This is a genomic window from Methylobacterium sp. 4-46, assembly GCF_000019365.1.
GTDB lineage: Bacteria > Pseudomonadota > Alphaproteobacteria > Rhizobiales > Beijerinckiaceae > Methylobacterium.
This window is the reverse complement of sequence record NC_010511.1, coordinates 6,334,553-6,360,488: the sequence shown is the minus strand read 5'-3', so window position 1 is coordinate 6,360,488 and position 25,936 is coordinate 6,334,553. Positions and strand designations below refer to the sequence as shown.

Genomic DNA, 25,936 nt, shown 5'->3' with positions numbered 1-25,936 from the left:
CGAGCCCGCCGATGCCCGTGCGCTCCCTCGCCCCCCGCCTCCTCGCCGCGCTGCTGGCCACCACGGCCCTGACCCGGACGGCCCCGGCCCAGACCCTGCCGAGCGGCGGGCAGGTCGTCGCCGGCAGCGTCAGCATCGGCGCGCCGCGGAACGGCGCCCTCACCGTCACCCAGGCCAGCCCGAACGCCATCGTGAACTGGCAGGGTTTCTCGATCGGCCAGGGCGGCCGGGTCGAGTTCCGGCAGCCGGACGCGCAGGCGGCGATCCTCAACCGGGTGACGGGGACGACGCCCTCGACCATCGCCGGGCAGCTCACCGCCAACGGGCAGGTCTACCTCGTCAACCCGAACGGCATCGCGATCACCCCGACCGGCCGGGTCGAGGCGGGGGCCTTCGTGGCCTCCTCGCTGGGCATCACGGACGGCGACTTCCTGGCCGGGCGGCGGTCGTTCCGGGGCTCGGGCGCCTCGGCGCCGGTGACCCAAGCGGGGACGCTGACCATCGCCCGCGGCGGCTACGCGGCGCTGATCGGCGGGGAGGTGGCGAATTCCGGCGTGATCACGGTGCCGGCCGGCAAGGTCGGGCTGGGCTCGGGCGAGGAGGCGACTTTGGACCTCGCCGGGGACGGGTTCCTGCAGGTGGCGGTGCCGACGCGGCGGGCGGGCGCGGGCGCGCTGGTGGCCCATTCGGGGGTGATCTCGGCCGAGGGCGGCACCGTGACCCTGCGGGCGGCGGCGGCGCGGGAGATGGCGCGGCAGGCCGTGAACCTGTCCGGCGTGGTGGAGGCGCGCAGCTTCACGACCCGGGGCGGCACCATCCTGCTCTCGGGCGGGGACGGGCAGGTCGAGGTCGGGGCGGCGGCGCGGCTCGACGCCTCGGGCGGCCCGCAAGGGGGCCGGGTGCGGATCCGCGGCCGGGAGGTTTCGGTGGCGGGCCGGATCGAGGCCTCGGGGGCGCGGGGCGGCCGGGTCGGGATCCGGGCGGGCGAGAGCCTGGCGCTGAGCGGCGTCCTCGCGGCGGCGGGCCGGTCGGGTGCGGGCGGGAGCGTGGTGGCGACGGCGCCCGCCATGGCGCTGAGCCTGGCGCGGATCGACGTGTCGGGGGCGGCCGGGGGCGGGCGGGTGCGGCTCGGGGGCGGGCGCCAGGGCCAGGGCGGGCTGGCGCACGCCACGACGCTGAGCGTGGATGCGGGCAGCGAGATCCGGGCGGAGGCGACGGCGCGCGGCGCGGGCGGCGACGTGGTGCTGTGGTCGGACGGGCGGACCGACTTTTCCGGGACGATCGTGGCGACGGGCGGCCGCCTGGGCGGGGATGGCGGCGCGGCGGAGGTGTCGTCGAAGGGGGTGCTGGCCTATCGGGGCCGCACCGACCTGACGGCGCCGGCGGGTGCGGCGGGGACGCTGCTGCTCGACCCCTACGACCTGACGATCTCGGGCGCCGCCGATTCGGGCCTGTCGGGCTTCGCCGCGGCGGCGAACGACAGCGTGCTGAGCGTGGGCACGCTGCAGACCGCGCTGGGCAGCGCGAACGTGACGGTGACGACCGGGACGGGCGGGAGCCAGGCGGGCGACATCACGGTGGCCGACCCGGTGACGTGGAGCGGCGGCACGACGCTGACGCTGGCGGCGGCGCGCCACGTGGCGGTCAACGCGAACCTCACCGGGGGGACGGGCGCGCAGATCGTGCTGCGGGCGGATGCGGCCGGCAGCGGCACCGGCACGGTGACCTTCGGGTCCGGCGTGCAGGCGACGGCGTCGGGCGGCGTGGCGCTGTACTACAACCCGGCCGATTATGCGACGCCGACGAATTACGGGCCGAATGTCGGGACGGGGACGGTTCTGAGCGCCTGGATGCTGGTGAATACGGCGCAGAACCTGCAGGACATCAGCAAGAACCTGTCGGGCGGCTACGCGCTCGGCCGGGACATCGATGCGAGCGAGACGGCGGGCTGGAACAACGGGAGCGGGTTCGCGCCGCTTGGGAGCGACACCCGTCGGTTCAAGGGCCTGTTCGACGGCCAGGGTCACGTGATCACCGGCCTCCTGATCAACCGCGGGGGCACGTCCAATATCGGTCTGTTCGGTGTCGTGGATGGGAGCGCGGCGGTCCGCAACGTCGGGCTCGTCGGCGGCAGCATGACCGGCATCGGCAATGTCGGCGGGCTGGTCGGGACCAATTACGGCAGCATCAGCCAAGCCTCTGCCAGCGTCAGCGTGACGGGCGGCAGCGCTCTCGGCGGTCTGGTCGGGGCGAATTCGGGCAGCATCACCCAGGCCTACGCCACCGGCAGCGTGACGGGCGCCAACACACTCGGCGGCCTCGTCGGCAACAATGCCGGCAGCATCAGCCAAGCCTACGCGACCGGCAGCGTGACGGGCGCAAGCACGGTCGGCGGCCTCGTCGGGAACGTCACTTCCGGCACCATCACCCAGGCCTACGCGACCGGCAGCGTGACGGGCGCAAGCACGGTCGGCGGCCTCGTCGGGAACGTCACTTCCGGGAGCATCGGCCAGGCCTACGCCAGCGGCCGCGTGATGGGCACGGACACCGTCGGCGGCCTGGTCGGCAGCCTGCAATCCGGCGTCACCGTCACCGCCTCCTACTGGACCACGCAGACCACCGGCCAGGGAACCAGCGCCGGGGGCATGGGCACCGGCCTGACCACTGTGGGGGCGCGCCAAACGTCGAGCTACACCGGCTGGAACTTCACGACGGATTGGTACCAGGCCGGTGACCTGCGGCCGATCGGGCGCTGGGAGGCGGCGCAGCCGGGGGCGGACGGGGTGATCCCGATCGCCACCCTGCACCAGCTGCAACTGATGGGGGCGAATCTCGCCGGCCGCTACCGGCTCACCGCCGACATCGATGCCGGCGCGACGATGAGGGCGGCGGCGGGGGCCGACGCGAGCGGGGTGTTCGGCCCCGGCGGCTTCGTGCCGGTGGGCGATTACACCGCGCCGTTCAGCGGCAGCCTCGACGGCGCGGGCCACGTCATCACCGGGCTGACCATCGCCCGGTCGAGCCAGAGTTACGTCGGCCTGATCGGCCAGCTCGCGCCGGGCGGCGGTCTCACGCGGATCGGGCTGGTCGGCGGCAGCGTGTCGGGCTCCTCCAATGTCGGCGGCCTCGCGGGTTCCAACGCCGGGACGATCAGCCAAGCCTACTCCACGGCGTCCGTCTCCGCCTCCCGCAGCGCGGCCGGTGGCCTCGTGGGTTACAATTCCGGGATGATCAGCCAAGCCTACGCGACGGGCAGCGTGTCGGGCTGGACCCAGATCGGCGGCCTCGTGGGTTACAATTCCGGGCCGATCAGCCAAGCCTACGCGACGGGCAGCGTGACGGGCTCGAACCAGATCGGCGGCTTGGTGGCTTATAACGGCGGGACGGTCAGCGAAAGCTATGCCTCGGGCCCTCTGAGCGGCACAAGCGACATCGGCGGCCTGATCGGGACCGGCACCGGCAGCGTGACCTCCTCCTATTGGGACACGAACACGACCCTGCAGGCGAGCAGCGCCGGAGGAGGCACCGGCCTGACCACCGCGCAGGCGCGCGCCCAGGGCGGCTACGCGGGCTGGAACTTCACGACGGATTGGTACCAGACCGCGGACCTGCGGCCGATCGGGCGCTGGGAGGCGGCGCCGGCGGGCGCGGACGGGGCGATCCCGATCGCCACCCTGCACCAGCTGCAGCTGGTGGCGACGAATCCCGCCGGCCGCTACCGGCTCGCCGCCGACCTCGACGCGCGCGCCACCGCGGGCACCAACGCCGCCGACCTCTGGGGCGGGGGCGGCTTCGTGCCGATCGGGGACGCCTCGACCGGGTTCGCCGGCACCTTCGACGGCGGCGGCCATGCGATCGCCGGGCTCACGATCAACCGGCCCACCCTCGACAACGTCGGCCTGTTCGGCGTCACCGGCGCAGGCAGTCTCGTGCGCGGCATCGGCCTCGATGGCGGCAGCGTGACGGGCGGGAGCACGGTCGGCGGCCTCGTCGGAGCCAATTCCGGCCGCATCACCCAGGCCTCCGCGACCGTCAGCGTGACGGGCACCCGCACTGTCGGCGGCCTCGTTGGGTACAATAGCGGCAGCATCACCCAGGCCTCCGCGACCGGCGGCGTGACGGGCACCCGCACTGTCGGCGGCCTCGTTGGGACCAATGGCGGCAGCATCACCCAGGCCTACGCGACCGGCGGCGTGACGGGCACCCGCACTGTCGGCGGCCTCGTTGGGACCAATGGCGGCAGCATCACCCAGGCCTACGCGACCGGCGGCGTGACGGGCACCAGCACTGTCGGCGGCCTCGTCGGGGCCAGCGCCGGCAGCATCCTCCAGACCTACGCCAGCGGCCACGTGACGGGCACGGACGGTGTCGGCGGCCTCGTCGGGTCCAGCAATGGCACCGTCCTCGCGTCGTTCTGGGACACGGAGACCACCGGTCAGGCGGCCAGCGCCGGAGGAAGCGGCGCGACGGGTCTGACCACCGCGTCGGCGCGCCAGGCGGCGAGCTACGCGGACTGGAACTTCACGACGGATTGGTACCAGGCCGGTGACCTGCGGCCGATCGGGCGCTGGGAGGCGGCGCAGCCGGGGGCGGACGGCACCGCCCTCATCACCAACCTGCACCAGCTGCAGCTCGTCGCCGCGAACCTTGCCGGGTCCTACGTCCTGGCCGCCGATCTCGACGCGAGTGCCACGGCGGGCGCGGGTGCCGCCGACATCTGGGGCCCGGGCGGCTTCGTGCCGATCGGGACCCCGTCGGCGCGGTTCACGGGCCTGTTCGACGGCCGCGGCGGCGTGATCCGGGGGCTGACGATCAACCGGCCCAGCATCAACGTAGTCGGCCTGTTCACCGCCACCGGCGCGGGCAGCCTCGTGCGCGGCATCGGCCTCGTCGGCGGCAGCGTGACGGGCGGCCTCACCGTCGGCGGCCTCGTCGGGACCAATTCCGGCAGCATCACCCAGGCCTACGCGACCGTCAGCGTGACGGGCACCCGCAATGTCGGCGGCCTCGTTGGGTACAATAGCGGCAGCATCACCCAGGCCTCCGCGACCGGCCGCGTGACGGGCGGCGTCAATGTCGGCGGCCTGGTCGGCTTCAACTCCGGCGCCATCCGGCAGACCTACGCGAGCGGCCGCGTGACGGGCACGGGCGGTGTCGGCGGCCTCGTCGGGTCCAGCAATGGCACCGTCCTCGCGTCGTTCTGGGACACGGAGACCACCGGTCAGGCGGCCAGCGCCGGAGGAAGCGGCGCGGCGGGTCTGACCCCCGCGTCGGCGCGCCAGGCGGCGAGCTACGCGGGCTGGAACTTCACGATGGATTGGTACCAGGCCGGTGACCTGCGGCCGATCGGGCGCTGGGAGGCGGCGCAGCCGGGCGCGGACGGGGTGATCCCGATCTCCACCCTGCATCAGCTGCAGCTGATGGGGACGAATCTCGCCGGCCGCTACCGGCTCACCGCCGACATCGATGCCGGCGCGACGATGAAGGCGGCGGCGGGGGCCGACGCGAGCGAGGTGTTCGGCCCCGGCGGCTTCGTGCCGGTGGGCGATGAGACCGCGCCGTTCAGCGGCAGCCTCGACGGCGCGGGCCACGTCGTCACCGGGCTGACCATCGCCCGGCCGAGCCAGGATGCTGTCGGCCTGATCGGCAAGCTCGCGTCGGGGGGCGGTCTCACGCGGATCGGGCTGGTCGGCGGCAGCGTCTCGGGCTCCTCGCAAGTCGGCAGCCTCGTGGGCACCAACTCCGGGACGATCAGCCAAGCCTACTCCACGGCGTCCGTCTCCGGCAGCCAGACCGGCAGCCAAGTCGGCGGCCTGGTCGGGTTCAGCCGCGGCTGGATCAGCCAAGCCTACGCGACGGGCAGCGTGTCGGGGACGAGCAAGGTTGGCGGCCTCGTCGGGTACAATTCCGCGACGATCAGCCAAGCCTACGCCAGCGGCAGCGTGACGGGCGACAGCTTTGTCGGCGGCCTCGTCGGGGGCAACGCTGGCGGCAGCATCCAGCAGACCTACGCCAGCGGCCGCGTGACAGGCGGAGTCGGCGTGGGCGGTCTGCTGGGCTTCAGCATGGGCAACGTCTCGTCATCCTTCTGGGACACGGAGAGCACCGGTCAGGCGACCAGCGCCGGAGGAAGCGGCGCTTCGGGTCTGACCACCGCGTCGGCGCGCCAGGCGGCGAGCTACGCGGGCTGGAACTTCACGACGGATTGGTACCAGGCCGGTGACCTGCGGCCGATCGGGCGCTGGGAGGCGGCGCAGCCGGGGGCGGACGGCCCCGCCCTCATCACCACCCTGCACCAGCTGCAGCTCGTCGCCGCGAACCTCGCCGGGTCCTACGCCCTGGCCGCCGATCTCGACGCGGGCGCCACGGCGGGCGCGGATGCCGCCGACATCTGGGGCCCGGGCGGCTTCGTGCCGCTCGGCGGCAGCGCCGCGGGCTTCTCCGGTCGCTTCGACGGCCGGGGGCGCGCGATCTCCGGCCTGACCATCAACACGCCGACCTCGGACTTCGTCGGCCTGTTCGGCGCGGTGAGCGCGGCCGGCCGCGTCGCCCGGATCGGCCTCGCCGGCAGCCGCATCATCGGCCGTGACAAGGTCGGCGCCCTCGCCGGGTCCAGCGACGGGACGATCTTCCAGGCCTCCGCGACCGGCCGCGTCTCGGGCGGCACCGGCGTCGGCGGGCTGGTGGGCAGCAGTTCCGGCCGCATCGCCCAGGCCTCCGCGACCGGGAGCGTCTACGGGTCGGGCACCTCGGTCGGCGGGCTCGTCGGCGCGGTGACCGCCGGCACCCTCAGCCAGGCCTACGCGACCGGGGAGGTCACTGGCGGCGCCGATGTCGGCGGGCTCGTCGGCAGCAACGGCGGCAGCATCGCCCAATCCTACGCGTCGGGGCTCGTGGTCGCGCTCGCGGACCCGTCCAAGGCCGGCGGCCTGGTCGGGACCGGCACCGGCAGCGTGACCTCCTCCTATTGGGACACGAACACGACCCTGCAGGCGAGCAGCGCCGGAGGAGGCACCGGCCTGACCACCGCGCAGGCGCGCGACCAGGGCGGCTACGCGGGCTGGAACTTCACGAGCGACTGGTACCAGGCCGCGGACCTGCGTCCGATCGGGCGCTGGGAGGCGGCGCAGCCGGGGGCGGACGGCCCCGCCCTCATCACCAACCTGCACCAGCTGCAGCTCGTCGCCGCGAACCTCGCCGGGTCCTACGCGCTGGCCGCCGATCTCGACGCGAGTGCCACGGCGGGCGCGGTCGCCGCCGACATCTGGGGTCCGGGCGGCTTCGTGCCGATCGGGACCCCGTCGGCGCGGTTCTCGGGCCTGTTCGACGGCCGCGGCGGCGTGATCCGGGGGCTGACGATCAACCGGCCCACCCTCGACAACGTCAGCCTGTTCGGCGTGACCGGCCCAGGCAGCCTCGTGCGCGGGATCGGCCTCGACGGCGGCAGCGTGACGGGCAGGAGCAATGTCGGCGGCCTTGCCGGGAAAAATGTGGCCGGTACCATCACCCAGGTCTACGCCAGTGGCAGCGTGACGGGCGACACTTTCGTCGGCGGCCTCGTCGGGACCACTTCCGGCAGCATCACCCAGGTTTTCGCGACCGGCAGCGTGACGGGCGCCAGCTATGTCGGCGGCCTCGTCGGGTACACCTCCGGCGGCGGCATCACCCAGGCCTATGCCACCGGTAGCGTGACGGGCAGCAAGAATGTCGGCGGCCTCGTCGGGTACGCTGGCGGTAGCATCACTCAGGCCTACGCCAGCGGCCGAGTGACGGGCGACAGCGCGGTCGGCGGCCTCGTCGGGGCTGGCAGTGGCGCCCCCATCACCGCGTCGTTCTGGGACACGGAGACCACCGGTCAGGCGACCAGCATCGGAGGAAGCGGCGCGACGGGTCTGACCACCGCGCAGGCGCGCGACCAGGGCAGCTACGCGGGCTGGAACTTCACGACGGATTGGTACCAGACCGCGGACCTGCGGCCGATCGGGCTCTGGGAGGCGGCGCAGCCGGGGGCGGACGGGGCGATCCCGATCGCCACCCTGCACCAGCTGCAGCTGGTGGCGACGAATCCCGCCGGCCGCTACCGGCTCGCCGCCGACCTCGACGCGCGCGCCACCGCGGGCACCAACGCCGCCGACCTCTGGGGCGGGGGCGGCTTCGTGCCGATCTGGGGCGGCTCGACCGGGTTCGCCGGCACCTTCGACGGCCGCGGCCATGTGATCGCCGGGCTCACGATCAACCGGCCGACCATGGAGGCTGTCGGTCTGTTCAGTGTTGTGCAGAGCGGCGCGACGGTCTCCAATGTCGGCCTCGTCGGCGGCAGCGTAACGGGCGGCGACACTGTCGGCGGCCTCGTCGGGGCCAATTCCGGCCGCATCACCCAGGCCTACGTCACCGCCAGCGTAACGGGCGGCCGCACCGTCGGCGGCTTCGTCGGGAGCAATTCCGGCACCATCGCTCAGGCCTACGCCGCCGGCAGCGTGACGGGCAGCAGCGCTGTCGGCGGCTTCGTCGGGAATAACTGGAATGGTCTCGTCACCCAGGCCTACGCCGCCGGCAGCGTGACGGGCAACACCACTGTCGGCGGCTTCGCTGGAAGCAACAGGAGGACCCTCACCCAAGTCTATGCCACCGGCCGCGTGACGGCCAACAACCTTTCCGGCGGCCTCGTCGGGTCCAGCGGTGGCACCGTCCTCGCGTCGTTCTGGGACACGGAGACCACCGGTCAGGCGATCAGCGCCGGAGGAAGCGGCGCGAGGGGTCTGACCACCGCGCAGGCGCGCGACCAGGGCAGCTACGCCGGCTGGAACTTCACGCGCGACTGGTACCAGGCCGGCGACCTGCGGCCGATCGGGCGCTGGGAGGCGGCGCAGCCGGGGGCGGACGGCATCGCGACCGTCACCAACCTGCACCAGCTCCAGCTCGTCAACGTGAATCTCGCCGGGTCCTACGCCCTGGCCGGCGATCTCGACGCGGGCGCCACGGCGGGCGCGACCGCCTCCGACATCTGGGGCAGCGGCGGCTTCGTGCCGCTCGGCAATGGCATGGGCCCGTTCACCGGGCGCTTCGACGGCCGCGACCACCGCATCGCCGGCCTGACGATCAACGCGCCCTCGACCAGCTCGGCGGGCCTGTTCGGGATCATCGGTCCCACGGGCGAGGTCCGCAGCGTCGGGCTGGCCGGCGGCGGTGTCAGCGCGGCCGGCGATGCCGGGGGCTTGGCCGGAACCAACAAGGGCTTCGTCACCAAGGTCTTCGCCGACATCACTGCGCGCGCATCGACCTACGGCCGAGCGGGCGGTCTGGTCGGTTCCAACGCTGGGTCGGGGGCGCTGCGCGCCGTCTACGCCACCGGCGCCGTGTCCGGCAGCGACTTGATCGGCGGCTTGGTCGGCAGCAATGCCGGGATCATCATCCAGGCCTACGCCACCGGTCGGGTGTCCGCCAGGAGCGCGGCCGGCGGTCTGGTCGGCATCAACTCCGGCACCATCCAGCAGGCCTACGCGACCGGGAGCGTCACGGGCGGCACGACTCCCGACGCTCCCGTCGGCGGTCTGGTCGGCACCAACGCCGGCGCCATCCGGCAGACCTACGCGACCGGCAGCGTGACGGGCACCAGCACTGTCGGCGGCCTGGTCGGCAGCCTGCGATCCGGCGCCACCGTCACCGCCTCCTACTGGGACACGGAGGCCACCGGCCAGGCGACCAGCGCCGGGGGCATGGGCACCGGCCTGACCACCGCGCAGATGCTCGACACCCCCGGCACCGCCGGCGGGTTCACCGCCACCGCCACGGCGGTCGGATGGGATTTCACGACCGTCTGGGCGCGGCCGAACGCCTCCGCGGCCCAGTCGAGCGACGGCAAGACGCACACCGCCGAACTCTACGCCACCTCGGGCGTGGTGGCGCTCGATGCCTCGGCCAGCATGACCTACGGCGACACGCCGCCGACCCTCGCGCCGACCGTGTACGGCTCGGGGAGCGTCTTCGGCAACGTCGTGTCCGCGCTCCCGAGCGTGACCTCGAGCGTGACCGCACAGAGCAATGCGGGAACCTACGCGATCGGTCTGTCCGGGGGCAGCGGCACCTCCTGGGGCGGGCGGACCACCCGGTTCGTTTCGCCCGGCTCGGTCACGGTGGACCCCAAGACGCTGACGGTGTCCCTGACCGGCAGCGTCACCAAGACCTATGACGGGAGCGCGAGCGCCAGCCTGACGGGGCTCGGCCTCAACATCGTCAGCGGCCGCATCGGCCAGGACGACGTCCAGGTCGCGGGGGCGAGCGCCTCCTACGCGGATGCCAAGGCGGGCGCGGGCAAGTCCGTGACGGTCTCGGGCCTGACCCTGTCGGGGGCCGCGGCGGGCAATTACACGCTGGGCACCACGAACCAGGTCTCGGCGGCGATCGGCTCGATCGACAAAGCGACGCTGGCGGTCTCTCTGACCGGCGTGGCGCGCAAGACCTACGATGGCAGCGCGAGCGCCGGCCTGACGGGGCTCGGCTTCGACCTCGGCAGCAGCCGCATCGGCCAGGACGATGTCCAGGTCGCGGGGGCGAGCGCGGTCTACGCGGACGCCAAAGCCGGGACGGGCAAGTCCGTGACGGTGTCGGGCCTGACCCTGTCGGGGGTGGACGCGGACAACTACACGCTCGCCGCGCCCACGGCCTCGGCGGCGATCGGGACGATCGACAGGGCGACGCTGGCGGTCTCGCTGACCGGCTCGGCCAGCAAGACCTACGACGGCCGCACGAGCGCCGGCCTGACGGGGCTCGGCCTCAACATCGTCAGCGGCCGCATCGGCCAGGACGACGTCCAGGTCGCGGGGGCGAGCGCCTCCTACGCGGATGCCAAGGCGGGCGCGGGCAAGTCCGTGACGGTGTCGGGCCTGACCCTGTCGGGGGCGGACGCGGACAACTACACGCTCGCCGCGCCCACGGCTTCGGCGGCGATCGGTACCATCGACAAGGCGACGCTGACGGTGTCGCTGACCGGCGTGGCGCGCAAGACCTACGACGGCCGCGCGAGCGCCGGCCTGACGGGGCTCGGCTTCGACCTCGGCAGCAGCCGCCTCGGCCAGGACGACGTCCAGGTCGCGGGGGCGAGCGCGGTCTACGCGGACGCCAAGGCCGGGACGGGCAAGTCCGTGACGGTCTCGGGCCTGACCCTGTCGGGGGCGGATGCCGCCAACTACACGCTGGGCAGCACGAGCCAGGTCCAGGGTACGGTCGGCACGATCGACAAGGCGACGCTGGCGGTGTCGCTGACCGGCGTGGCGCGCAAGACCTACGACGGCCGCACGAGCGCCGGCCTGACGGGGCTCGGCTTCGACCTCGGCAGCAGCCGCTTCGGCCAGGACGATGTCCAGGTCGCGGGGGCGAGCGCCTCCTACGCGGATGCCAAGGCCGGGACGGGCAAGTCCGTGACGGTGTCGGGCCTGACCCTGTCGGGGGCGGACGCGGACAACTACACGCTCGCCGCGCCCACGGCCTCGGCGGCGATCGGCACCATCGACAGGGCGACGCTGGCGGTCTCGCTCGGCGGCGCGGTGCGCAAGGTCTATGACGGGACGGTCGCGGCGACGGTGGCGCCGGGCCAGCTGAGCCTCGGCGGCGTGGTGGGCCAGGACGTCGTGCAGGCGTCGGGCCGCGCGGTCTACGCGGACGCGAAGGCCGGGACGGGCAAGTCCGTGACGGTGTCGGGCCTGACCCTGTCGGGGGCGGACGCGGACAACTACACGCTCGCCGCGCCCACGGTCTCGGCGGCGATCGGCACCATCGACAGGGCGACGCTGGCGGTCTCGCTGACCGGCGCGGCCCGCAAGACCTACGACGGCAGCACGGCCGCGACGCTGAGCGCCGCGAACTACGCGCTCACGGGCCTCGTCCCCGGCGACGCGGTCTCGGTCGCGGGCAGCGCGGTCTACGCGGATGCCAAGGCCGGGACGGGCAAGCTGGTGACGGCGTCGGGCCTGACCCTGTCGGGCGCGGATGCGGGCAACTACACGCTGGGCTCCGCGACCGAGATCTCGGCGGCCCTCGGCACCATCGACAGGGCGACGCTGGCGGTCGCGCTCACCGGCGCGGTGCGCAAGACCTACGACGGCAGCGCGCTCGCGATGCTGGGCGCCGGGAACTTCGCGCTCGCGGGCGTCGTCGCAGGCGATGCCGTCACGGTCTCGGGCGCGGGTGGCACCTACGACACCGGGAATGCCGGGACGAACAAGCTGGTGCGCGCGAGCGGCCTCTCGCTCGCGGGCGCCGATGCGGGCAATTACGTCCTGGAGCGGACCTCCCTGTCCGGCGGGATCGGCACGATCGACCCGGCCACGCTGACGGCCTCCCTCCGGGGCAGCGTGAGCAAGACCTATGATGGCTCGACCGCCGCGATCCTGGCCGCCGGCAATTATGCCCTGGGGGGTGTGGTCGGGGCCGACGAGGTCAACTTGGTGTGGCCGGCGAACGGTGTTTACGACACCAAGGACGCCGGCACGGGCAAGACCGTGAGCGTGTCCGGCATCGCGCTCGCGGGCTCGGCGGCGGGCAATTACGTCCTGGCGCAGACCTCGCTGTCGGCCGCGATCGGCAGGATCCTGCCCGCTCCGTTGACGGTCACGGCCGGCAACGCCGCCAAGACCTACGACGGGCGGGTCTATTCGGGCGGGAACGGCGTGTCGTACGCGGGCCTGGTCGGTGGCGAGGATGCCTCCGTGCTCGGCGGCAGCCTGACCTATGGCGGGTCTGCCCAGGGGGCGCGGAACGCCGGCAGCTACGCGATCACGCCGGCCGGCCTGACCTCCGGCAACTACGCCATCACCTACGCACCCGGCACCCTCACGGTGACCAAGGCTCCGCTGACGGTGACGGCCGGCAATGCCGCCAAGACCTATGACGGGCGGGCCTACTCGGGCGGGAACGGCGTGTCGTACGCGGGCCTGGTCGGTGGTGAGGATGCCTCCTTGCTCGGCGGCAGCCTGACCTATGGCGGGTCGGCTCAGGGGGCGCGGAATGCCGGCACTTACGCGATCACGCCGGCCGGCCTCACCTCCGGCAACTACGCCATCAGCTACGCGGATGGCACCCTGACCGTGACCAAGGCTGCCCTCCTCGTCACGGCCGGCAACGCCGCCAAGACCTACGACGGGCGGGCCTACTCGGGCGGGAACGGCGTATCGTACGCGGGCCTGATCGGTGGTGAGGACGCCTCGGTGCTCGGCGGCAGCCTGACCTATGGCGGGTCTGCCCAGGGGGCGCGGAATGCCGGCACTTACGCGATCACGCCGGCCGGCCTGACCTCCGGCAACTACGCCATCACCTACGCACCCGGCACCCTGACCGTGACCAAGGCCCCGCTGACGGTGACGGCCAACGGCCTGAGCAAGACCTACGACGGGCAGGCCTTCTCGGGCGGGAACGGCGTGTCATACGCGGGCCTGGTCGGTGGTGAGGAGGCCTCGGTGCTCGGCGGCAGCCTGACCTATGGCGGGTCTGCCCAGGGGGCGCGGAACGCCGGCAGCTACGCGATCACGCCCGCCGGCCTGACCTCCGGCAACTACGCCATCACCTACGCACCCGGCACCCTCACGGTGACCAAGACCCCGCTGACGGTGACGGCCAACGGCCTGAGCAAGACCTACGACGGGCAGGCCTTCTCGGGCGGGAACGGCGTGTCGTACGCGGGCCTGGTCGGTGGCGAGGATGCCTCCGTGCTCGGCGGCAGCCTGACCTATGGCGGGTCGGCTCAGGGGGCGCGGAACGCCGGCAGCTACGCGATCACGCCGGCCGGCCTGACCTCCGGCAACTACGCCATCACCTACGCACCCGGCACCCTCACGGTGACCAAGGCTCCGCTGACGGTGACGGCCGGCAATGACGCCAAGACCTATGACGGGCGGGCCTATTCGGGCGGGAACGGCGTGTCGTACGCGGGCCTGGTCGGTGGTGAGGACGCCTCGGTGCTCGGCGGCAGCCTGACCTATGGCGGGTCTGCCCAGGGCGCCCGGAATGCCGGCAGCTACGCGATCACGGCCGCCGGCCTCACCTCCGGCAACTATGGCATCACCTTCGTCGAGGGCATCCTCACGGTCGCGCCGCGGCCGCTGACCGTCGCCGCCGATGCCCAGAGCCGAGCCTCCGGCCAGCCCAACCCCGTCCTCACCTACGCGGTGTCGGGACTCGGGCTGGTGGGCGGCGATGGCCTGGCGGGCCAGCTCGCCACCCCGGCGACGCCGGACAGCGCACCCGGCTCCTATCCGATCACCCAAGGTACGCTGGCCGCATCACCCGACTACGCGCTCACCTTCCTGAATGGCACCCTGACCGTGACGGAAGCGGTCGCGGCGGCCGGGTCCGCGCCGCCGGTCGGTTCGCCCGTCACCGCCAGCACCGTGACCCAGGTTCTGACCCTCAATCAGAGCCTGACGCCCTACACTCCGCCGGTCTTCCAGGGGGCGGGCCTGACCAGCTCCCAGGGAAGCCCGCTCAGCGATCCGCGCTTCGACACGCCCGTCGCCTGCCTGAGCCAGGCCGCCTGCTACATCACCCCGGCGGCCCCCCAGACCGGCTCCCCCTCCGCCGGCCGATGAGGATCCGGCGGAGTTAGGCCCGGAGAGGCCGCCGCCGCGTGCGGCGGCCTGGCGCCTCCTCCGCGACGGAGGAAGCGGCCGGTGAGCCTGCCCCGCTCCGGGGGCGGGCTCCCGTCATCCTTCACCGCGTCGGCCGACGAGTCGCCCACGCGGTCGATCGCGTCGCCTCGCCGAGCGCGGGGCGGCTCCCTGCGCCCTTGGAGCATTGCCCGATGTCGTTCCTGTCCTCCCTGCCGTCGCGCGGCATGGTTCTGCTGGCCCTCGCATTGTCCTCCGGCCCGATCTCCGGCGGGGCCGCCGCGCAGCCGGCGCAAGGCAAGGCCGCCGCCCCGGCCCAAGCGGCGCCCGCCTCCGTGCCGGCGGAGCCGGGCCTGACCACCGCCACCTTCGCCGACTGGGTGCTGCGCTGCCAGCGCCTCGTGGACGGGGAGAAGACGACGCGGCTGTGCGAGGTCGCGCAAGCGGTCCAGATCCAGGGCCAGGCCGCGCCGGTCGCCCAGGTGGCGATCGGCCGCGTGCCCGGCGAGGACGGCCTGCACGTGACGGCCGTGCTGCCGGTCAATGCGAGCTTCGCCTCCGGAGTCCGCCTGGCCGGGGAGGACAAGGACGGGAAGGACGGGGGAGCGCTGGACATGGCCTGGCGGCGCTGCCTGCCCGGCGCCTGCGCGGCGGAGGGGCCGGCCAAGGACGACGTCCTGAAGCGGTGGCGGGGGCCGATCGAGGCGAGCCGGCTGACGTTCAAGGATGCGGCCGGGCGGGAGGTCGCGGTGCCGATCTCCCTGCGCGGCCTGAGCCAGGCCCTCGACGCGCTGGCCAAGGAGCGCTCCTGAGCATCATTCGCCGAAGCGGTCACCGGTTCGGCGGCAAAAATCATGCGAAAACAAGAATCTCAGCAGAATTGCGCCATGCAGTTCTGCTGAGCGCCGAGCGGGCCGCTCGCACCGGGCCGCAGCCGGACGCGGTCCGCCTCGTCCCTCCTCGCGCGGGGGCGTCGGGCCGGGGACGCGGCCCGCCAAACGGAACGGGAGGGCCGAAGCCCTCCCGCGATCGTGTCAGCGTCCGAGGAAAATGGAGGCCAGTCGCTGGAACAGCCCCTTCGGCGGAGGCGGTGGGGGCGGCGGAGGTGCCGCTGGCTGCTCCGGACGGTTTCCTGTCTAGGAAACGTTGGCGGCGAAGGGGTGCTGCGCCGTCTTGTACTGCTGCGTGACCTCGGCGGCCGTCGGCTTGCCCTGGATGGCGCGCTGGATCGACAGCTTCGTGGCCTCGTAGTTGTACTTCTCGATCTTCGCGTCGTCCGCCGCTTCCCAGTGGATGAACACGCCGACCAGGATGTACAGGTCGTCGGCCTCGCTCGCCGGGATGATGCCCTCGGCCACGCAATCCTGCACGGCCTTGGCCACCGCGTGCTGCGCGGGGCCGAACATCTGCACCGCCTGGCGGGCGTCGTTGATCGTCACCTTGTTGAACAGCAGCGTGTTCGGCTTGCACGGCAGGTTCGGAGCCACCACCGCGAGCAGGCTGGTGAAGCCGTGCTTGTTGTTGGTGAGGCTGTTGCAGAAGGCCGTCTCGGCGGCGCTGCCGCGCGGGCCGATGATGAGGTCGATGTGGGCGACCTCGTTGCCGTCGCCGACGAGGGCTTCGCCCACCAGCACCTTGTTGATCGTCGCCATGCGGGGTTTCTCCCAGGAGTCAAAACGATGAGCCGCCCACGAAACAGGCGCGGCTGGAAGCGCGCCATCCTTGTTACGGCGTCCGGCCCTGCGGCCGAACCGGTTCCCGGATAGCGGGGCGGACCCTACAGCGGTGCCGGATCGCGAACAAGCCGCCAACCTCGCCGGGTGCGGCCATTTTCGACGATAAAAAAGGCATTGGCAGGTAAGGGCTTTCGACTTTTTGGCAGGTTGCCTTCCCCTGCGGTCAACCTGCCGAAACTTGGTCGCCTCTGAGCTGCATCAGCGCATCAAGGAACAGGGTCGCGACTGTCAGGTCGGCGCTCGTGCCCGGGTTGAGACCATCCTGCTTCAGGCGCCGATCATGGGCGAGGAGCACCGGGACGGCGGATTCTCCGAGGATGACGGTTCCGAGGGCGGCCTGCGCCTCCCGCCGCACGCGCTCGGCGCGCTCCGGCCCGAACTTGCGGGCGATGTGGCTGTCGGGAAAGCCCGTCAGGAAGGCGAGGTGGACGGCCGTGGCGGTCCAGGGCGGGGCGAGGCCCTCCGCGCGCGCGCGGGCGAGGGCCGGGAGCCCCGTCCCGAACAGGTCCTCGAACCCCGTCACGTAGGCGCGGGCGATGCGGTCGCGCCCCGCCGCCTCTGCCATGGCGGCGAGGAGCGGCGGCGGATCGCCCCCGCCCGCGACGTCGTGGCGGGCGGCGCGCCCGAGGCCGCCCGGATTGGCGCGCCGGATCGCCGCGAAGACGCCCGCCGCGTCGCGCCCGTCGAGCTCCGCCAGCACCGCCGCGAGGGCGTCGCGCAGCGGGCCGGTCCGCTCGGCCGCGGCGGCGAGGGGCGCGCAGAGCAGGACGATGCCCAGGTTGGTGTTCTGGCCGACCGCCGCGACCGTCGCCGCGACCGCCGCCTCGACCCGCTCCCCGACCCGCCGGCCGGGCGCCGCGAGGGGGCCGGCGGAGAAGGCGGCGCTGCGCTCGAAATCGGCCAGCGTCATGCGGTGGCCCTCGGCGAAGACGTGGACGTTGCCGGGCTTCAGCGCCGCGAGCTCCGCCCGGCAGGCGCCGCGATAGGCGGCGGCGATCGCATCCGGCTGCAGGGCCGGCTCCATCAGCCCTGCGCCACCAGGCGCGGCGGCGGGGCGGTCCGCGCCCGCACGGCCGCCAGGAAGCCGCGCGCGACCGTCTCGGCGATGTCGATCCCGGTGACCTGCTGCAGCCCCGACCAGGCCGGCATGCTGTTGACCTCCAGCACCAGGAAGCCGCCCTCCCCGTCCTCGACCAGGTCGACGCCCGTATAGGCCACGCCGACCGCGCCGGCGGCGGCCTCCGCCAGCTCCGCGGCGCGGGGCGGGACGGTCCAGGGCAGCGGCCGCCCGCCCCGGTGGACGTTGGTGATCCAGCCGTCGCCCTGCCGGATCATGCCCGCGACGGCGCGTCCGTCGCAGACGAAGACCCGGTAATCCTGCCACGCCCCGTCCCGCCGGGCGATGTAGCGCTGCAGGTAGTAGACGCGCCCGACCAGCTCCTCGGGGGGCAGCTCGTCCGGGGCGGCGATCAGTTGCAGGCCCTCGCCCTGCGAGCCGAACAGGGGCTTGAGCACGAGGGGGCGGCCGGGGCCGGCCTCGCGGGCGACGAGGGCGGCGGCGGCCTCGCGGCGCGACAGCACGAAGGTCTCGGGCGTCGGCACGCCGTGGCGGGCGAGCAGCAGGCTCGTCATCGCCTTGTCGACGGAGCGCTCGATGGCGGCGGGGCTGTTCCAGACCACGGTCCCGGCGGCGACGAGGGCGTGGAGCGCGCCGAGGCGCATCGTGGTGGCCTCGAAGGTGCCCCCCGCGATGGTGCGCAGCAGGACCCCGTCCGGGAGGCGGTCGCCGAAGCCCGGCACGTGCAGGGGCTCGGGACGGCCCGTCTCCACGGTGACGTCGGCGAGGGAGAACAGCACCGGCTCGGCGCCGAGCCGCGTCAGCGCCGCCAGCAGGCGCCCCTTGTGCCAAGCGCCGTTATCGGCCGCGAGCCCGATGCGCATCCGAGACGTCTCCAGGTTGACGGGGCCGGGACCGGCGCCCGACCCGGCGGCCCGCTCGATCCGACATCCGGCGGATTGCTGCGCCATGCGGATGTCGACTTCGCTCAAGCGCCGCGCGGGCGTGTCGGACGCTGTCCGGGCGTGATCGTCCGGACAGCGTCTGAGGCGCCCGGGCCGTGCAGGGCGAGGGCCGCCTCAGGCGAAGGACCGCTCCACCAGCTCCGGCACCAGCCTCCCGGCGCGGTGGCTGGTGCCGCTGAGGAGCGAGGTCACCACCACCTCGGCCGGGCTGAACAGGTGCTTGTCGATCGCGTAGAAGTCGCCGTTGAAGCGCGCGAAGATCTCCGCGAAGGGCGCGCCGTGGTCGCGCGAGGTGGTGCTCGGCAGGGCCTCGGCGAGGCCCCTGGCCTCGGCGTCGTCGGCCTCGACGAAGAGCTGCACCCGGCCGCCATAGATGATAGCGTCGTTGGTGCGGCCCATCGCCTGGATGAAGTCCGGGTGGGGCGGGCTCAGGGGCGCGGCCCCGATGCCGTCGACGACCTTCGCGAGGTCGAACCCCACCGAATGCGCCTTGTGCAGGGCGACCTCGAGCACCCGGGCGACGACCTGGGTGGCACCCGCGAGGCTCTGGGTCGGCGCGTAGATGAAGGTCACGGCGTCCGGCGTCACGCCCGCGGCCTCGGCCACCTTGGCGACGACGGAGGCGGGCGGCGCGCTCGCCGATTCGAGCACGAGGGCGATCTGCGCGGCGTGGTCCCTGTAGTGCAGCTCCTCGAACAGGTGCTCCGCTGCCGCCGCGGCCCGGCCGGGCCCGGAGCCGAGTGCGAAGAAGCCCGAGGAGCCGCCCTCGTCCGCGAGGCTCCAGCCTGCATATTGGCTGCCGAGGCAGGCGAGGACCGGATCGGCGCTGTGCACCGTGACCGTGACGGGCCAGGCCGCGACCGGGCCGGCGGGCGCGATCGTCACCGTGCCGAGACCCCCGAGGCAGATCTCGGCGATGCGCCGGCCGGCCTCGATCGAGCCGCGCGCCTGCGCGCCCGCGTCGACGAGGCGGGCCTCGCCGCTCTTCGCCGAGACGGACAGGCGCAGCTTGGCGGCGTCGGCGACCAGGGCCTCGACGAGCGGCGTCGCCAGGGCGTTCACGCTCGGGCGGACGGTGGTGGAACTCATGAACGATCTCCCTCGGGGGCGATGAGCGCCCGCACGGCATCGGCTCGGAATCGGACCTCGCTCAGGGCCGCCCGGGCGTCGGCCCCCTCGGCCCGCACCGTGCAGATCGGCGCCCCGGCGGGGATCCGGCTGCCGGCCGGCGGCCGGTCCATCACGAAATCCGGCCAGGCCACGGACGGCACCAGCGGGATCGGCCATGGGGCGTAACAGATCTGCGTGGCGGCCGCATCTACCGGAAGGGCCAGGGTCCCGCCGAGGCGGCCCGCCCAGGCCTCGACGTGCCGGGCGAGGAGCGGCTCCTCCCGCCGGTCGAGGATGTCGAGGGTGGCGCCCGGGCGCGGATTCACCTCGACCAGCCACCAGTCGGACCCCTCCACCACCAGGTCGGCGCTGGCGAGGCCGCGCAGGCCCGTCTCGGCCACGAGCGCCGCGAGCGCCGCCGCGGCCGCCTCGCGCACGCCCGCCGGCATGCCGCCCGGATCGACGGCGCCCGCGTAGCGGAACGGGCGCGCGGGCGTCGGGTCGGCCCATTGGGCGGTGTCGGCGACGACGCGCAGGTCGCGCCCGTCGGCCAGCACGGTCAGGGAGCGCGCCGTGCCGGGCACGAGGCGCTGCAGGTAGGCGCCCCGCGGCAGGGGGCCGGCCGGCGCCGGGCGGACGTGGCCGCCGCCCGAGGCGCCGCGGCGCTTGAGCAGCCAGCCGCGCGGGTCGTCCACCGGCGCGAGGGCGATCTCCGGGTGCGGGATGCCGCAGCGGGCGCAGAGGGCGGCGAGCCGCGCCGGGTGCTTGAGGGCCGCGACGGTGTCGGGCGCGGCGCCGATCAGGCGGTGGCGCAAGGCGAGGTCGCGCATCAGGGCGGGCGAGCCCTCGAAGCCGCTGCCGAGGACGAGGCCGAGGGGATCGCCGGCCTCGGCCGCGAGGGCCGCGAGGGCCTCGACGAGGGCGGCGCCGCGCGGACCCGTGCCGAACCGGCCGGGGACGCGCCGGTAGCCGGCGGCGAGGTCGCGCGTATCCGCGTCCCCGAACAGGTCGGCCACGTAGGGAAGCAGCCCGGCCCGCCGCGCCGCCGCCGCGAGCGCCCGGCCGGACTGGGCGGCGATCAGGATCGCGCCGCCGGCGCGGGGAAGAGGGGGAGCGGGATCGGTGGGCAAGGAAACGGGGCAATAAAACGGGGCAAGGAAACGGGGGTTCTCTGGAAGCCCCACCCCGCGGGCCGTGGTGGGTGCGCCGGCGACGCTCGCAGCACCCCGCCCGGTCCGGGCGACCGACGCCGCGGATCCCCGTTCGGCGTGTTCGAGCCTCGCCAGGGCGCCGACCTCAGCACGAGGCGGTCGAGACTTCCAGTCCACGGCGCGCGGGAGCGCCCCTCAGCCGGCGATCTCCACCGCCAGCCGGTACGCGTCGCGGAAATCGAGGCAGAGCGGCTCGGAGGAGGCCAGCATGCGGCGGAACAGGCCGGCCTGGGTCTTGTACTTCACGTCCCCGACCGCGAGCGCCCCGATCCCGACGCCCCGCCCGGAGGGGAGCGGCGCGCAGGCGGCGTTGACGTCGATGCCGGCGATTCCGGCGGGCGGCACGGCGTTCACGTCGGAGGCGACTTTCAGCTGCGGGGCGTGGTCCAGATCCTCCGCCGACAGGATCGCGACGCCGGCCGGCCCCGCCGAGAGGATCACGTCGGCCTGCGCGATAGCGGCGCGGCGGGCCTCGCCGCCGGCCCCGTCCACCGCCTCGACGTCGATGTCGAAGCGCCACTTCATGGTCGCGGCGATCTTGCTCACCCGCTCCTGCCCGTCATGGCCGACCAGGACCGGGCGGGCGCCCTCGATGGCGCCGATCACCGCCGCCACGTAGGCCACCACGCCGGCCCCGCCGAAGATCACGATGCGCTGGCCCGGCAGGCCCTCGCCGAACCGGTCGCGCAGGGCCTTGTTCACCTGCGCCACCATCGCGGCGCCCGTGGTGAAGGAGCCGGCCGGATCCGCGAAGACGTGGTTGACGAAGGGCGGCACGAAGGCCTTGCGGGCCCGGTCGACCATGTCGAGGGCGTCCTCGGCGTTCTTGCCGGCGATGAAGAGGCCGGTGCGCGCCCCGTCCTGCGGCGCCCGCGAGAAGATCGAATCCTGCACCAGCGGCCCGACCTCGGTCAGCGTCACGCCCGTGTAGGCCGTCACCACCTCGAACCCCGCATCGACCGCCATGTTCACGTCGAACGGGCTCATGTGCTTCAGCGGCGTCAGCATGTGAAGGATCGAACGGGCCATGGCGCGGATCTCCTCCGTGGTCTGTCCTAGGGTCGTCTCGGCCATTCCCAACAGGCCGAGCCGGCCACGACGGCCTCTGCCGGGGCCTGTGCCGCCCCCGTGCCGGGAACGACTGCTAGTTTGCCCCGCCCCCCGTTGATAGACCTTTTCTGACCGGAGCGGACCCCGACCATCGTCCGCCCTCATCGGTACCGGCGCTCACGCCTGCGCGGGGGCCGGCTCCCGCGTGACCGCGGCGCCGCGGTTGCGTCCGCGCGCGACGAGCAGCGTCAGGCCCGGGTGGCTCCGCCGCAGCCGGGCGGCCAGCGCCTCCGCCTCGGCGGCCGAGCCCAGGAGGGCGAAGCCGGTCGGCCCCCAGGAGCTCTGGCCGAAGCCGGGGATGCCGAGCGCCTCGATCTCCGCGAGGGCGGCGGCGACCGCGCGGCTGGCGAAGCGCCCGCCCTGATGGGGGGCGAAGTAGTCGCCGATGCGCCGCTGGATCTCGGTGATGCCGCGGCCGAAGGGCTCGATCGTGCCGGCGACGGCGGCGGGCAGCACCTGCATCAGCACGATGCGGCAGATCTCGGCCGCCTCCCCGGCCGGGAAGCGCGGCAGGGCCTGGAACGCGTGCCGCTCCTGCGCCCCGTGCACCCCGGTCTCGGCCGGATCGAGCAGGAGCAGGATCCGCCACGCCTCCGGGTAGGGCAGGCGCGCCACGATCGGCGGCGGGGCGCCGCCCGCGTCGCGCCCGCCATCCACGATCAGCCCGCCGGTGACGAAGGCCGCGAGGCCCACGCCCGAGCGGTTGCCCCGGTCGAGCGCGTCGGCGAACGCGGCCGGCGCGAAGGCCGCCCCGTGCAGGGCGGCGAGGCCGGCCGCGACGCTGAGCGCGAGCTGGGTGCCCGAGCCGAAGCCCGCATGGGCCGGGATGCCCGCGCGGAGCCGGAAGGCGCCCGCCGCCGGCACGCCGATCTGCCGGGCCGCCGCCTCGGCGTAGCGGCGGATGCGCTCGCGCTCCGGGGCGAGGGCGGCCCCGTCGGCCTCGACCGCGAGGTCGGGCGCGGCGGCGACGGTCAGGTCGATGGACGGCGCGTCCACGGCGACGCCGATGCTGCCGAAGCGCCGGCCGAGGCCGCCGTGGAGATCAAGGAAGCCGAAATGCAGCCGGGCCGGCGCGTGCACCCGCACCATCTCCCGCCCTGTGCCCGCCCGATCCGCCAACCCGAACCCCTGCCTGATCCCGCAGCCCGCCGAACCGGCCGGTCCCGCGAAGGGCCGGCGCGCGCGAGGGCGAATCCGGGACTCTGCAGCGCAGTGTCCCATACCGCGCCCCTGGAGGGCAACGCAGCTGCGCATGTGAAATTCGGCGGCCGCGCCGCCCGGACTTTCGGGGGGTCTTGCCTGCGCCGAGGGCGGGATGCAAACGTCGGCCGCGGCGCGGGGCAGACCGTGCCGCGGCATCCGCGCGAGGCGGCGACCGCGCGAGGCGGCGACCGACGCCCCCGCGGATCCCTGCAGAGCCGGCGCGAGGCCGGCCAATCGGGCGAGGGCGGATGACGGCCTGGGTGAAAGGGCAAGCGACGGATCCCGACGCGGCGCTCGCCGCGGCGGCCGATCTGCTGAGAGGCGCCCGGGCGCCCGTGGTGGCGGGCCTCGCGGCCGACGTGGCGGCGGTGCAGGCGGCGTTCCGTCTCGCGCGAGTCCTCGGCGCCTCCCTGGATCCGGCGGCCTCGGACGACCTCTACGCCGATCTCGGGGCGCTGGCCGCCGCCGGCACCATGGCGACCACGCCCGCCGAGGCGGTGGCGCGGGCCGACCTCGTGCTGGTGGTCGGCGACCGGGCCGCGGAGGCGCCGCTCCTCGCCGACCTCGCCGCCTCCGGCCCCAGCCGCGGCCGGGCCGCGGGGGCGGGCCGCAGCATCCTCTCGCTCGCCTCCGGCCAGGGGGCCGACTTCGCGTCCGGCGCGGCGGGGCTGCCCGCCGCGATCGGGCTGCTGCGCGCCCTGGTGGCCGGGCGGATCGGCGCCGCGGCGCCCCTCGCCGACCTCGCCGCCCGCCTGCGCGGCGCCCACTACGCCGTGCTCCTCTACGATCCCGGCGAGGTCGGGGCACTCGGGTCCGAGATGCTGAGCGGCCTCGCCAAGGACCTCAACGAGGCGACCCGGGCCTTCGCCCTGCCCGTCGCGGGCGCGGATCAGGGCCGCGCGGTGACGCAGGTCGCCGCCTGGACCACCGCCCAGGGGCCGCGGGTCGGCTTCGGCCGCGCCCGCCCCGAGCACGATCCCTGGCGCTTCGACGCCGCCCGGCAGGCCCGCTCCGGCGAGATCGACGCGGCCCTCTGGCTCGCCGCCCTGCCGGCTCCCCGGCCCGCCTGGACCGCCGCCGTGCCGACCGTGGCCCTGCTCGGCGCCCCGCGCGGCGACGAGGCCGAGATCGTGCTCGCGGTGGGCGTGCCCGGGCAGAGCCACGGCGGCGCCCTCTGGCACCCGCGCCGGGCGGCGATCGCCTGGCACCCCGCCGCCGCGCCCGGTCCGGCGCCCTCCGCCGCCGCGGTGATCGGCGCCCTGCACGACCGCCTCGCGCCCGCCCCACCGCCCGTCACCCTGGAGCGCTCCGCCTCATGCTGACCCGTATCAGTGGCGGCCGGGTCGTCGATCCGACCGCCGGGCGCGACGCCGTCGGCGACGTCTGGATCGAGGACGGCCGCATCGTCGAGGCGCCCGACCGCGCCCCCGACGAGATCCTCGACGCCTCCGGCTGCGTGGTGATGGCCGGCGGCATCGAGGTGCACTCGCACATCGCGGGCGGCAACGTGGTGCTCTCCCGCCTGCTGCTGCCGGAACTCGGCGTCGCCGAGGCCGGCGGGGCCGGGAGCCCGCACGGCTCGGGATCGGAGATCGGCGCCCTGTACGCCCGGATGGGCTACACCACCGCCGTCGAGCCGGCGATGCCGCCCGTCAACGCCCTCGCGACCCAGCTCGAACTCGCCGACATCCCGCTCCTCGACCGGGGCGGGCTCTGCGTGATGGGCAACGACGACCACCTGCTCCAGCTCCTGCGCGACGGGGCCGGGCCGCAGGCGGTGCGCGACCTCGTGGCGCTCAACCTCGCCACGACGCGGGCGCTCGGCGTGAAGGTGATCAATGCGGGCGGGGCCGACGCCTTCAAGGACGGCGCCGTGCGCTTCGGCCTCGACGACGAGGTGCCGGCCTACGGGCTGACCTCGCGGCGGATCCTGACCGGGCTCCTCGACGCGGTCGAGGCGATCGGGGTGCCGCACCCGCTCCACGTCCATTGCAGCAATCTCGGCCTGCCGGGCGCCGACGACAGCTTCGTCGAGACCCTCGCGGCCGCCGAGGGGCGGCGCATCCACTTCGCGCACGCCCAGTTCTACGCCTACGCGGCGGTCGATCCCCAGAACCCCCTCGGGGGCGGCTTCACCTCGGCGGCGCCGCGCCTCGCCGAGGCGATGACCCACCACCCCAACGCCACGCTGGACGTCGGCCAGGTGGTGTTCGGGCAGACCTGCACGATCTCCCTCGACATCCTGCGCCAGTTCGCGGGCCGCAAGGGCGCGAGCCCGAGGAAGTGGATCGTCACCGCGGGCGACGCGGAGGGCGGCGGCATCATCCCGTTCCGCTACCGCGACCGCGGCCCGACCTCCTCGCTGCAATTCGCCATCGGGCTCGAACTGATGCTGCTCTCGCCCGATCCCGAGCGCACGATCCTGACCACCGATCACCCGAATGGCGGGCCCTTCACGGCCTATCCGCGCATCCTCCACCTGCTGATGGACAAGGAGGAGCGCGACCGCGAGCTGGCGAGCCACCCCAAGGTCGCGGCGGAGCGCTCGGGCCTGCACGCGCTCACGCGCGAGTACGACCTCCTCGACGTGGCCAAGCTCACCCGCTCGGGGCCCGCCAAGCTCCTCGGCCTCACCGACCGCGGCCACCTGCGCCCCGGCGCGCGGGCCGACATCGCGGTCTACCGCGACGGGCGCGACCGGACGGCGATGTTCGGCAGGGCCCACCGGGTGTTCAAGGACGGGGTGGTGATCGTGGAGGACGGGGCCGTGGTGGCGGCGCGCGCGGGCCGCACGCTCAGCGTCGCGGTCGAGGCGGATCCCGGCATGGCGCGGCGGACCGACGCCTACCTGCAGGGGCGGTTCGGCGCCGGGCTCGACAGCTTCTCGGTGCCGGACGAGGCCTTCGCGGCGCGCGAGACCTTCGAGAGCGTGGGGCTGCGGGGCTGA

The 25,936-nt window shown here is 74.2% G+C and carries 11 protein-coding genes; 4 read left to right on the top strand and 7 right to left on the bottom strand.

Features of this window, described 5'->3' with window-relative positions; translation table 11 throughout:
* Positions 1 to 11 precede the first annotated feature (11 nt).
* Both M446_RS27930 and M446_RS27925 read left to right on the top strand, forming a co-directional pair.
* On the top strand, positions 12 to 14,579 hold the full coding sequence (locus M446_RS27930; protein WP_012335451.1) for a beta strand repeat-containing protein: 14,568 nt from the start codon (positions 12 to 14) through the stop codon (positions 14,577 to 14,579).
* Positions 14,580 to 14,791: 212 nt separating this feature from the next.
* Positions 14,792 to 15,409, top strand: coding sequence for an invasion associated locus B family protein (locus M446_RS27925; RefSeq protein WP_012335450.1), 618 nt, complete (start codon positions 14,792 to 14,794; stop codon positions 15,407 to 15,409).
* A gap of 324 nt (positions 15,410 to 15,733) precedes the next feature.
* Here M446_RS27925 and fae read toward each other — a convergent pair whose 3' ends face one another.
* The 7 genes from fae to M446_RS27890 all read right to left on the bottom strand — a co-directional run bounded on the left by fae (position 15,734) and on the right by M446_RS27890 (position 22,875).
* Positions 15,734 to 16,249: a formaldehyde-activating enzyme gene (fae, locus tag M446_RS27920; protein ID WP_012335449.1), complete on the bottom strand. Its 516-nt coding sequence runs from the start codon at positions 16,247 to 16,249 to the stop codon at positions 15,734 to 15,736.
* 247 nt (positions 16,250 to 16,496) lie between these two features.
* The gene (locus tag M446_RS27915; protein WP_012335448.1) at positions 16,497 to 17,357 is read right to left on the bottom strand and encodes a triphosphoribosyl-dephospho-CoA synthase; all 861 of its coding nucleotides are present in this window, start codon (positions 17,355 to 17,357) and stop codon (positions 16,497 to 16,499) included.
* A complete protein-coding gene (locus M446_RS27910) occupies positions 17,357 to 18,274 on the bottom strand; it encodes an ATP-grasp domain-containing protein (RefSeq protein ID WP_012335447.1) in 918 nt (305 codons plus the stop codon). Before M446_RS27910 ends, M446_RS27915 begins: the two co-directional genes overlap by 1 nt.
* A gap of 195 nt (positions 18,275 to 18,469) precedes the next feature.
* Complete coding sequence (gene mch / locus M446_RS27905) at positions 18,470 to 19,444, bottom strand: methenyltetrahydromethanopterin cyclohydrolase (RefSeq protein ID WP_012335446.1); 975 nt, start codon at positions 19,442 to 19,444, stop codon at positions 18,470 to 18,472.
* Positions 19,441 to 20,595 (bottom strand): ATP-grasp domain-containing protein, encoded by a 1,155-nt coding sequence (locus M446_RS27900; RefSeq protein WP_012335445.1) that lies wholly within the window; start codon positions 20,593 to 20,595, stop codon positions 19,441 to 19,443. The genes mch and M446_RS27900 overlap by 4 nt, the downstream gene beginning before the upstream one ends.
* Before the next feature lie 216 nt (positions 20,596 to 20,811).
* Positions 20,812 to 21,705: an NAD(P)-dependent methylenetetrahydromethanopterin dehydrogenase gene (locus tag M446_RS27895; RefSeq protein WP_012335444.1), complete on the bottom strand. Its 894-nt coding sequence runs from the start codon at positions 21,703 to 21,705 to the stop codon at positions 20,812 to 20,814.
* A gap of 198 nt (positions 21,706 to 21,903) precedes the next feature.
* Positions 21,904 to 22,875: a beta-ribofuranosylaminobenzene 5'-phosphate synthase family protein gene (locus tag M446_RS27890; protein WP_012335443.1), complete on the bottom strand. Its 972-nt coding sequence runs from the start codon at positions 22,873 to 22,875 to the stop codon at positions 21,904 to 21,906.
* 362 nt (positions 22,876 to 23,237) lie between these two features.
* On the opposite strand from M446_RS27890, the gene M446_RS27885 reads away from it, so the two are divergent.
* Together M446_RS27885 and M446_RS27880 are read left to right on the top strand one after the other, a co-directional pair.
* A complete protein-coding gene (locus tag M446_RS27885; RefSeq protein ID WP_012335442.1) occupies positions 23,238 to 24,311 on the top strand; it encodes a tungsten-containing formylmethanofuran dehydrogenase subunit B in 1,074 nt (357 codons plus the stop codon).
* Positions 24,305 to 25,936, top strand: a complete 1,632-nt coding sequence (locus tag M446_RS27880; RefSeq protein ID WP_012335441.1) for a formylmethanofuran dehydrogenase subunit A — start codon at positions 24,305 to 24,307, stop codon at positions 25,934 to 25,936. Before M446_RS27885 ends, M446_RS27880 begins: the two co-directional genes overlap by 7 nt.